Source organism: Pseudomonas sp. W5-01 (assembly GCF_046540435.1).
GTDB lineage: Bacteria > Pseudomonadota > Gammaproteobacteria > Pseudomonadales > Pseudomonadaceae > Aquipseudomonas > Aquipseudomonas graminis_B.
On the sequence record NZ_JAXCIP010000001.1, the window covers coordinates 1,073,479 to 1,084,124 of the forward strand.

Annotated in this window: 10 protein-coding genes and 1 pseudogene; all 11 read right to left on the bottom strand. The window is 63.7% G+C overall.

Going from position 1 to position 10,646, the window contains the following annotated elements; all coding sequences use genetic code 11:
* Positions 1-18: 18 nt before the first annotated feature.
* Entirely contained in the window at positions 19-849 is an 831-nt protein-coding gene (phnK, locus tag SLW75_RS04680; protein ID WP_410933682.1) for a phosphonate C-P lyase system protein PhnK, read from the bottom strand.
* Entirely contained in the window at positions 846-1,733 is an 888-nt protein-coding gene (locus SLW75_RS04685; protein ID WP_192131519.1) for an alpha-D-ribose 1-methylphosphonate 5-phosphate C-P-lyase PhnJ, read from the bottom strand. Before SLW75_RS04685 ends, phnK begins: the two co-directional genes overlap by 4 nt.
* Positions 1,730-2,803 (bottom strand): carbon-phosphorus lyase complex subunit PhnI, encoded by a 1,074-nt coding sequence (locus SLW75_RS04690; protein WP_410933683.1) that lies wholly within the window; start codon positions 2,801-2,803, stop codon positions 1,730-1,732. The genes SLW75_RS04685 and SLW75_RS04690 overlap by 4 nt, the downstream gene beginning before the upstream one ends.
* Positions 2,803-3,450, bottom strand: coding sequence for a phosphonate C-P lyase system protein PhnH (gene phnH, locus SLW75_RS04695; protein ID WP_410933824.1), 648 nt, complete (start codon positions 3,448-3,450; stop codon positions 2,803-2,805). The genes SLW75_RS04690 and phnH overlap by 1 nt, the downstream gene beginning before the upstream one ends.
* Positions 3,451-3,476: 26 nt before the next feature.
* Positions 3,477-3,959, bottom strand: coding sequence for a phosphonate C-P lyase system protein PhnG (phnG, locus tag SLW75_RS04700; RefSeq protein ID WP_410933684.1), 483 nt, complete (start codon positions 3,957-3,959; stop codon positions 3,477-3,479).
* Positions 3,960-3,973: 14 nt separating this feature from the next.
* Complete coding sequence (gene phnF / locus SLW75_RS04705; RefSeq protein ID WP_410933685.1) at positions 3,974-4,711, bottom strand: phosphonate metabolism transcriptional regulator PhnF; 738 nt, start codon at positions 4,709-4,711, stop codon at positions 3,974-3,976.
* Between the two features lie 96 nt (positions 4,712-4,807).
* Positions 4,808-5,596 (bottom strand): phosphonate ABC transporter, permease protein PhnE, encoded by a 789-nt coding sequence (phnE, locus tag SLW75_RS04710; protein WP_074887601.1) that lies wholly within the window; start codon positions 5,594-5,596, stop codon positions 4,808-4,810.
* Positions 5,597-5,685: 89 nt separating this feature from the next.
* Positions 5,686-6,690 (bottom strand): phosphonate ABC transporter substrate-binding protein, encoded by a 1,005-nt coding sequence (gene phnD, locus SLW75_RS04715; RefSeq protein ID WP_410933686.1) that lies wholly within the window; start codon positions 6,688-6,690, stop codon positions 5,686-5,688.
* A gap of 66 nt (positions 6,691-6,756) precedes the next feature.
* Positions 6,757-7,590 carry a phosphonate ABC transporter ATP-binding protein gene (phnC, locus tag SLW75_RS04720; protein ID WP_065991645.1) on the bottom strand — a complete coding sequence of 278 codons (834 nt, stop codon included), beginning with the start codon at positions 7,588-7,590 and terminating at the stop codon, positions 6,757-6,759.
* A 980-nt stretch (positions 7,591-8,570) separates the two neighbouring features.
* Positions 8,571-9,335, bottom strand: coding sequence for a methyl-accepting chemotaxis protein (locus SLW75_RS04725; RefSeq protein WP_410930093.1), 765 nt, complete (start codon positions 9,333-9,335; stop codon positions 8,571-8,573).
* A 93-nt stretch (positions 9,336-9,428) separates the two neighbouring features.
* A pseudogene (locus SLW75_RS04730) lies at positions 9,429-10,463 on the bottom strand (cache and HAMP domain-containing protein); the annotation flags it as partial.
* Between the last annotated feature and the right edge of the window lie 183 nt (positions 10,464-10,646).

Here is a 10,646-nt window from a genome sequence, read left to right on the forward strand (position 1 = left end):
GGCATCCCGAAAGTCGGATCATGGCTGCAGCACCGAAGACACCAGCAGCTGCGAATACGGATGTTGCGGGTCGTCGAGGATCTGATCGGTCAGGCCGGTTTCCACCACGCGGGAACGGCGCATGACCATCAGCCGATCGGCGAGCAAACGGGCCACGGCCAGGTCGTGGGTGACGATCACCACCGCCAGGTCCAGCTCGCGCACCAGCCCGCGCATCAGGTCGAGCAAACGCGCCTGCACCGACACGTCAAGGCCGCCGGTGGGCTCGTCCATGAACACCAGCCGTGGGCCGGAGACCAGATTTCGGGCGATCTGCAAACGTTGTTGCATGCCGCCGGAAAAGGTCCGTGGCAAGTCGTCGATGCGCGCCGGGTCGATCTCGACCTGGTTGAGCCAGTCCAGCCCCGCCGCCCGCAGCGCCTGATAATTGCGCACGCCCTGGGCCATCAGCCGCTCGCCGATATTGGCACCGGCTGAAACGCCCATGCGCAGGCCGTCCCGAGGGTTCTGCTCGACGAAGCCCCACTCGGTGCGCAGCAAGGTGCGGCGCTCGGCCTCGCTGGCGCTGTACAGGTCCAGCCATTGGCCGGCATTTTTATGGGTGTCGGCGAGGCGGTAATCGATGACGCCCCGGTCGGGCGGGCAACGGCCGCTGAGCAGCGACAGCAGCGTCGACTTGCCGGAGCCGGATTCGCCGACGATGCCCAGCACTTCGCCGGGGTACAGCTCGAAACTGACGTCCTGGCAGCCTTTCTCCGGACCGTACAACTTGGTCAGGCCGCGCACTTTCAGCAGTGGCTGGGTGCGGTCGCTGACGGCATCACGGTCGATCTGTTGAGCAGCATTCATTGCGCGGCCCTCCCCTGACTGACCCGTTGCGCGCAGTAGTCGGTGTCCGAGCAGACGAAGCTCTGGGTGCCCTGGTCGTCGAGGATCAGCTCGTCGAGGAACGACTCGTGGCTGCCGCAGATGGCGCAGTTGTGCGCCCATTTCTGCACCTCGAAGGGGTGATCCTCGAAGTCCAGGCTGGTGACGCGGGTGAACGGCGGCACCGCATACAGACGCTTCTCGCGACCGGCGCCGAACAGCATCAATGCCGGGCTCATGTCGAGTTTAGGGTTGTCGAATTTGGGGATCGGCGACGGGTCCATGACGTAGCGTTCATCGACGGTCACCGGGTAGGCATAAGCCGTGGCGATGTGGCCGAAGGTGGCGATGTCTTCGTAGAGCTTGACGTGCATGACGCCGTAGTCGTTCAGCGCGTGCATGGTGCGGGTCTCGGTTTCCGACGGTTCGATGAAGCGCAGCGGCTCGGGGATCGGCACCTGATAGACCATGATCTGATCGGCGTGCAGCGGCGTTTCCGGGATGCGGTGACGGGTCTGGATGATCGTCGCCTCGGGTGTGCGCTCGGTGGTGGCGACGCCGGCGGTGCGGGCAAAGAAACGGCGGATCGACACGGCATTGGTGGTGTCGTCGGCGCCCTGATCGATGACTTTGAGCACGTCCTCGGCGCCGAGGATCGCGGCGGTCAGCTGCATGCCGCCGGTGCCCCAGCCGTAAGGCAGCGGCATTTCACGGCCACCGAAGGGCACTTGATAGCCGGGAATGGCCACGGCTTTGAGCAGGCCGCGACGGATCATGCGTTTGGTCTGTTCATCCAGATACGCGAAGTTGTAGGCCTCGTCTCGGGGGGCCTGTGGCTGAAGACGTGGCGGCGTGGCAGCGTTCATTGAGCCTGCTCCTTGGAGGGCGTGCGCAGTGTGCGGATCAGTTCCAGTTCCGACTGGAAGTCCACGTAGTGCGGCAGTTTCAAGTGCGAAACGAAACCGGCGGCTTCGACGTTGTCGCAGTGGGCAAGGACGAATTCTTCCTGCTGGGCCGGCGAGACGATCTCCTCGCTGTACTCACCGGCGCGCAACGAGCGATCCACCAGCGCCATGCCCATGGCTTTGCGTTCGGCGTGCCCAAAGGCCAGGCCATAGCCGCGCGTGAACTGCGGCAGCTCGGTGGCGGAACCGACAAACTGGTTGACCATTTCGCACTCGGTCACTTCGATGGCGCCGATGGAGATCGGGAAGCCCAGCTCTTCCGGCTCGATCCACACCTCCACGTCACCGACGCGAATCTCGCCGGCAAACGGGTGATTGCGGCCATAGCCGCGCTGGGTCGAATAGCCCAGCGCCAAGAGAAAGCCTTCATCGCCGCGGGCCAGCGCTTGCAGGCGTTCGGCACGGCTGGCCGGGTACTCCAGCGGCTCGCGGGTGATGTCAGCGACCGGCGCGCCGGCGTCCTGTTCTTCCTTGATCAGGCCTTCTTTGGCGAGCAGCCCCAGCACCCGCGGACAATCCTGAACGGCCGCGTCGGCCTGCCCTTCAGGGCCAGGGAATTCGCCCTCGGCCAGCAAGGTGAAATCCAGCAAGCGGTGGGTGTAGTCGAAGGTCGGGCCCAGTAGTTGCCCGCCGGGGACGTCCTTGAACGTGGCCGACAGACGCCGGTTGAGCTGCATGGCCGAGGTGTCGATGGGCAGACTGGCGCTGAAGCGGGTCAGCGTGGTGCGGTAGGCGCGCAGCAGGAAGATCGCTTCGACCAGATCGCCGGCCGATTGCTTGATCGCCAGCGCGGCGAGTTCGGCGTCGTACAGCGAGCCTTCGGTCATCACCCGGGCGACGGCCAGGGGCAGTTGCTGGCGGATTTGTTCCACGCCCAGTTCGGCGACGGACGTGTCGCCCCGGCGTCGTTTCGCCAGCAGTTTGTGGGCATTGTCGATGGCCTGTTCGCCACCCTTGACGGCAACGTACATCAGACGGCTCCTGTCGACGGTTGAGGGCTGGACGGTTGCAGACTGGACGGCTGCGGCTTGAACAGCACTTGGGTGCTGCGCGGGAGGCCGAGCAATTCGCTGCCGGCGACGAAAAACACGTCGATCCCGCGGGGGAAATCATTGCGCGCTTCGCGCTCCTGCCAGAACGCCTCCTGCAACGGCAGGCTGACGTGGTTTTTGCTTTCGATCCCCGGCCCGCGCCAGGACAGTTGCGTGCCGCCCTGCAGACTCGGCAACTGGACCAGCAGCGTGCAGGACTGGTCGGGATAGCGATCGTTGCCCAGGTCGAAACCGCTGAGGTCGTGCAACTGGCTGTCGTCGAGCAGCGCGAAGCGGGCGTTCTGCCGGTCGCTGACGATGGGGCAGCCACAATGGAAGGTCAGGTTGGCGCGGATGGCCTGGGTGTCGAACTTCGGCGCGAGCCACAGCGGCGTGTCGATGTCCAGCAAGGCCAGGCACAGGGCGTGACTGGCCGCGGCGAGGCCTTCAAGGTGCGGCGGGGTTTGCGTAGCGAGCAGGCTTTGCGCGACACCGGGGCCGGCCAGGGCCTTGAGCGCGGCGCGAAAACTGCGCTGGGCATCCAGCACCGGATCGGTGAATGCCGGCTGCAACAGCGAGGCGGGCAAGGATTGAGTGGCGAGAGAGGTGCTCATCAGTTTTCTCCTCTGACCAGGGTGAAGAAGTCCACTTTGGTCGCGGCGGTTTCGGCTTGTTGTTGGGCCCGGCGCAGGTCCTGCGCACGGGCCAGCGGGTCGATCAGGTCGCTGATCCAGTGGGCCTGTTGCGTGCCCTGCAAATGGGCGTCGGCCAGGGCGGCAAGCTCGGCGTGGGCCTTGTCGCGCCCGGCCAGGTAGCTGAAGCCGGTGCGGCCGTCGCCCAGGCGCACCGCACAGCGGGTCACGGTCATCTCGCCGACGTTGAACGGCGCGCCGCTGCCGCCCATGCGGCCCCGCACCAGGGTCATGCCGATTTCCGGCGCGCGGATCAGTTGGTAGTCCGCGTCACGCAGGGCGGCTTCGTGGGCCTGCAGTTCGGCGCGGCGGCTGCGCGACAGCACGCCGATCCAGTGCTGGCGAGCGGCATGGCCGGTTGCCGGGGCGTCGGCCGCGTTGGAGGAAACGGGTGTGGCAGTCATCGAGGGCATCTCCATCAGGTGACGATCTGATACTGGAAGCGGTCGGAGCGGCTGGTGGAATGGGCAATCTCCACCGGGTTTCCGTGCGCATCGTGGGAAAGGGTCAGCACCGTCAGCGCCGGCAAGTGGCGCGGCATCAGCAGCACACTGGCCTCTTCGCGACTGGGCAGGCGCGCGCCGATCAGGCTGAAGGTCCGGGTCAACGGCAACTGCCGTTCGGTGAGGAACTGGCGCACCGAGCCGCTGACGTAGTCGGCGATCAATGACGCGCGGGTGGCGCAGTAACGGTGGCGAATCAGGCAGACCGGCTGGCCGTCGAGGCGGCGCAGGGTTTGCAGTTCGATCAGCGGCGCGTGGGGTTCAAGGCCCAGATGCGCGGCCTCCTCCATCGTCGCCGTGCAGTGCCGGCGTTGCAGCAGCACCGCTTCGACGCCGTGGCCAAGCGCGGCGAGGGATTCGCTGTAGGCACTGCCAGCGGCGACCGGGTACACCAGCGGACGGCCCAGCACTTGGGTGCCTTTGCCCTGTCGGCGCAGCAGGCTGCCTTCGCGCACCAGTTCGTCGATTGCCCGGCGCACGGTGTGGCGGTTGACCTCGAAGCGCGCGGCCAGCTGGACTTCGGCGGGCAGGTATTCGCCGGCGGTGTAGCGGTCGAGTTCACTGCGCAGGGTCTGCGCCAGTTCGCGGTATCTGGGTTCACGGTGCAGGGGCTCACGCTGCAGGGGCTCACGCTGCAGGGGCTCACGGGTCATGGATTCACGGGGCAATGACCCGCGGTTCATCGTTTCGGTTTGTCTAGACAACTGCATGGCTAAAAAAAGGGTTCGCACCCTCTCCTGTCGTGGTCGTTAGATGAACTGCTTGCGCAGGCGCTGGGAGAAAATGTCGATGACGCTCACCACCACGATGATCACCAGCAGCACCGAGCAGGTCTGGGTGAACTGGAAGGCGCGGATGTTTTCCCAGAGGATTACGCCGATCCCGCCAGCACCAACCATTCCCACCACCGTCGCCGAGCGCACGTTGGATTCGAAGCGGTACAGCGCGTAGGAAATCCACAGCGGCATGACTTGGGGGATGACCCCGAAGATCACTTCCTGCAAGGCACTGGCGCCGGTGGCGCGCACGCCTTCGACGGGACCGGGATCGATCGCTTCCACCGCTTCGGCGAACAGCTTGGCGAGCACGCCGGTGGTGCTGATCCACAACGCCAGAACACCGGCAAACGGGCCCAGGCCGACAGCGACCACGAAGAGCATGGCGAAGACCATTTCGTTGATCGAGCGGAACGCATCCATGACCCGGCGCAATGGCTGGTGAATCCACCACGGCGTGATGTTGTCGGCGCAGAGAATGCCCAGCGGTACCGAGCAGACGATCGCCAGCAGCGTGCCCCACAGGGCGATCTGCACGGTGACGATCATTTCCTTGAGGTACGCGCGCCATTCGTGGAAGTCAGGCGGGAAGAAGTCGGCGGCGAAGGTCGCCATGTTGCCGGAGTCGCGGTACAGCGCCAGCGGGTTCATTTCCGCGCCGTGCCAGGCCCAGGCCATCATCGCCAGGAACAAGCCCCAGCCCAGGTATTGCGGCCAGCTGCGCTTGCCGGCGGCTTCGATGTAAGCAGCGTGAGTGGTCATAAAAAGTCCGGTTGCGAACGGATGAAGCGTCATGACTGGCGCGCCGTGCCTGCACGGGTTGGTCCCCACAGGCAGGCGCGCCCCGGGCATCAACCCGCCTTGGCGGTGCCTTGTTTTTCCAGCTCGGAAATACGGTCCTGCAGCTTGGTCAGCCCGGCGTCGATGTCTTTCAGGCGGGTGGCCTTCTCTTCGGCGCTGAGGGTGGTGCTGGCCGTGGTTTCGGTCTTCTGCTTGAACAGCTCGAGCTGGCGGATGGTCAGCAACTGGTCGTCCGAGGACTTGAGGAACTTGCCCATCTGCATGTTCTTCAACACGGCCTTTTCCTCGTCGGTGTCGCCGTAGTTGGCGAAGAAATCGCGGATCTTGTTCTTGTCCGCGTCCGACAGGCCCTTGCGCCAGACCATCGGGTCGGCGGGGATCAGCGGCGATTTCCAGATGAGCTTGAGCATGGCGGCCTTGTCCGGCTGGGTGACTGCCAGACGGTCCCAGCTTTCGGTGTTGAAGGTCGCGACGTCCAGTTGCCCTTTGGCCACGCTCAGGGCATTGACTTCATGGCTGGAGTTCAGCGTGCGTTTGAAGGCGGTGGCGGCGTCGACGTGGTTCTGCGCGAAGACGTAGTAGCCCGGCACCAGATAGCCCGAGGTGGAGTTCGGGTCACCGTTGCCGAAGGTCAGTTCCTTGGCGTGCTTGAGCATGTCCTCGACCGAATTGATCGGGCTGTCCTTGCGCGCAATGATCACGCTCCAGTAGCCGGGCGCACCGTTGGCAGCAGCGGTCTGGGCAAAGATCTCGCCGCCGGAACGGTCCACCGCTTCCATAGCCGCCTTGTTGCCGAGCCAGGCCACATCGACCTTGTTGAAGCGCATGCCCTGGATCAGGCCGGCGTAGTCGGAGGCGAAGGTGGCGTTGACTTTAAGCCCGGTCTTTTTCGTCATGTCGTCGAGGAACGGCTGCCAGACGCTCTTCAGGTTCTGCGACGACTCAGTGGACATGATGCCGAAGTTGATGACGTTGTCATCGGCCTGCGCAGTGCCCATCAGGCAACCGGCGACGACAGCGGCAGACGCGAAGACGCGCCCGATACGGTTCAACATGGGGAACTCCCGGAGCTGGGTTTTGGGTGTGGGTTGAGTGTTTCGGTTACCGGTGCCGCCACTGAGTCAGGCGCGGGCCATCAGCAGTCGCGAGGGTCGTTCGGTGTCCCGCGCGCTGCCGTCGAACATCAGGCTGGTGTCAGCGTCGGCGCCGTACAGGTCGTTGAGAAACTGGCTGTTGAGCTCGGCGCCGTTGCCGTCGAAGTGAATGCGCCCGCCCTTGAGTGCCACGGCACGCGGGCAATAGCGCACGGCGTAATCCACCTGATGCAGGGTGACAACGACGGTCTTGCCGTCCCGGCGATTGATGTCGGCGAGGATTTCCATGACCTTGCGCGCGGACTCGGGGTCGAGGGAGGCAATGGGTTCGTCGGCAAGAATCACCTCGGCCTGCTGGGTCAGCGCGCGGGCAATGGCCACCCGCTGCTGCTGGCCGCCGGAGAGGGTCGAAGCCCGCTGCGGCGCCAGATCGGCAAGGCCGACGCGGTCAAGATTGGCCATGGCCCGGGCTTTCTCCTCGGCGTTGAACAGGCCGAGGCTTCCACGCCAGCGCGGCATGCGACCCAGGCAGCCGAGCAGGACGTTGTCGAGCACGCTGAGGCGATTGACCAGATTGAATTGCTGAAAGATGTAGCCGATGTCCGCACGCAGGCGACGCACCTTGCCGTTGAGCCGTCCCGAGGCCTGCACTTCACGGCCCAGCACCTGGACGCTGCCGCCATTGCTGCGGTCGCAACAGGCCAGCCCGGCCAGGTGACGCAACAGCGTGGATTTACCGGACCCGGACGCGCCGATCAGCGCGACCATCTCCCCGTGTTGTATAGACAATGCAAGGTCAACCAAAGCGGTCTTTCGGGCGAAGGTCTTGTTGAGGCGGTCGACGTGGATGGCTGCGGTCATGGGCTTCTCTGGTTTTGTGATTCCAGCGTCCTGCCGGGAGTGAATGATCAGCCGCACGACCGTCCATGGCCGCGTTCGGTGCGAGTGACATTAGGGGCAGCCTGTGGCAGTTCCATGAACCGACGATGACTGTGGGATTGCACTTCGGAGACGGTTTGAGGGGAGATATTTCGCGGGACTTGTGGACAGGTCGACGTGCAACGGCGGTCTAGCCGCCGTGCGGGCTAGACAAGTTGCGCGGATGTTGAAGGCAGGACAGCGGGGTCAATGCCAAGACTGAAACAAATAATTCGTGCCGTTGGTCCGTTGGCACAACGCTATGGGGTTAGCAATACCAGCGTTAGCGGGCAAGGCGTCGGATGGCGCGCTGCGGGATTGAGGGTGTAAAGGCTGGCCTCTTTCCGGCTGAAGCCGGTCCCACTATGGAAATGCATTTCGACCGTAGGACTGGCTTTAGCCGGGAAGACGTCGGGTGTCACGCCGCAAGATCCAGGGTGTAAAGGCTGGCCCCTTCCCGGCTGAAGCCGGTCCCACAAGATCACCGCATCCCGTCAGTGAGGCCTGTGACGCGGAGCGTCAGGGAATGCATTCCCACGCGGAGCGTAGGGAACGATCCAATGTTGGCGTCTGAGCTAACCTCTTCCCGGCTAAAGCCGATCCTACTACGCGTGCTTTGATCTGCTTTTGATCTTGAAACACAAATAGTTCAGACAACGCCCATCGCGACTTGGGTGCAGGCTGAACGTAGACGACGCGTAGTGGGCCGAGCCGCAGGGATGCGGCGAGAGCGCCGTCAGGACATGGATGTCCGTTCGGCGCGGGCCCACGGAGCGTCGTCGGAGTGAGGGTATTCCGACGAAGGAGGAACCAAGCCAGGAGCAAGCACCCTTGGTTACTTGGGGTGCTTTTCCAAGTAACTCGCCGAAGGCGAAACCGAGGCCGTTAGGCCGACGCTCTAGATCTTGATCTTGATCTTGCGTTTAGATCCTGAAAGTCCCCACCAAATGCTGCAGCCGCGCCGTCTGATGCTCCAGGTGCGCACAAGCATCAAGAGTGGACTTCAGGTTATCGACCCCCTCCTGATTCAGCGTATTGATCTCGGTAATGTCCACGTTGATCGCCTCAACCACCGCCGTCTGCTCCTCGGTCGCCGTCGCCACCGACTGATTCATCCCATCGATCTCACTGATCCGGCGGGTCACGCTATTGAGCCGTTCGCCCGCCTGATTGGCGATCGTCACACTGTTCTCGCTCTGGCGCTGACTCTCGGTCATGTTGATCACCGCGTCCCGCGCGCCCACCTGCAATTCCTCAATCATCCCCTGCACCTGCTGCGCCGAATCCTGGGTGCGGTGCGCCAGGTTCCTCACCTCGTCCGCCACCACCGCAAAACCACGACCCGCTTCCCCTGCCCGCGCCGCTTCGATGGCGGCGTTGAGCGCCAGCAAGTTGGTCTGCTGAGAGATACCGGTGATCACTTCCAGAATCTGCCCGATGTTCGCGGTCTTGTTGTTCAGCGTCTCGATGTTGGCACACGACTCGCTGATCTTCTCGGACAGCTGGTTCATCGCCTTGATCGTCTGACTGACAACGCCCTGGCCTTCGCTGGCCAGTTGCGTGGCGTCGCTGGAATGCTGCGACGCCAGCGCGGCGTTCTGAGCGATTTCCTGGGCGGCGGCGCCGAGCTGATTGATCGCCGCGGCCACGCTGCTGGTGCGGCTGGTCTGCTGATCGGAATTGCCCATCGACGAGTTCGAGGCCCCGACCACGCGCGCCGCGACTTCCCCCAGTTGCCCGGCGGTCGACGCTACTTCGCGGATCGAGCTGTGAATACGCTCCACGAAACGGTTGAACGACTGCGCCAGCGCGCCGAACTCATCCTGGGACACGATGGCCAGACGCATGGTCAGGTCACCCTCGCCGTCGGCAATGTCCTGCATCGCCCGGCCCATCTGGTGCAACGGCTGCATCAGCACGCGGATCAACAGCCCCAGCAGCACCATGATGATCGCCACGGCAATGACCATGGCGAGAATCGCCGACGAGCGGAATTCGCTGAGCATCGAGTAGGCCGCGTCGCGGTCGAGCACCAACGCCACGTACCAGTTAGCCGACGAGAGCCCTTCCACCTTGGTGAACGAGATGATCTGCGCCTTGCCGCCGGACTCGATTTCCGCCACGCCCGGCGCGATGGTCGGTGCGCCGCTCGGGTAGGCCTCGCTGACATTCTTCAGGATCAGCTTGGTGTCCGGGTGGATCAGAATCTTGCCGTCGGCACTGACAATGTACGCATAACCATGCCCGCCGAAGTTCAGCGAGTTGATGGTCTTGCTGATGGCGTCAAGGGAAATGTCCGCGCCCGCGACGCCGATCATCTGCCCCTGCTGGCGCACCGGCGTGGCCAGTGTCACCACCAGCTTGCCCGACGAGGCGGCGATGTACGGCCCAGTCACGATGATGCCCTGCGCCGCATCGGCCGCCTTGTACCAGCCACGGGCACGGGGGTCATAGTCGGCCGGGCGGTTGCCCGTGGGCACGGAAAACATCACGCCGTCCTTGCTGCCGAAATAACTGAGCTGGAAGTTGTCCGGGTAAACCGGCAGACCGATCGCCCGTTGCAGGCTGCTCACCGCCGGACCGTCAACCGCGATCTGCTGGGCCATGGAGTTGAGCAACTGCGTGCGGCTGTCGAGCCAGGTTTGAATGTTTTGCGTGGTCAGGCTGCCCATCTGTTGAAGTTCGGAGGCGACGCTGTTCTTCAGGGTTTCGCGCTGGCGAAAGTCGTTCACCAGAATGAAACACGAGAAGGCAACTACCACGATGAGTGCAGCGGCCAGCAGGATCTTTTTGCTGAAACCCAGACGTTTGATCATATGCGTGTGTCCATAACCAGAGATGACAGCGACGAGAGTGCGATGCCGATAGGTGCGCTGCGCTTTGCACGAGGGCTGCAAGAACGAGAAGGCACGGCCTGAACATGTTTCGGCTGGGAAGACGGGGAATTTAGGGCCGGTGAGTAATGAAGATCGGGAGTGGTTATTTGAGGGGTTAAGCGA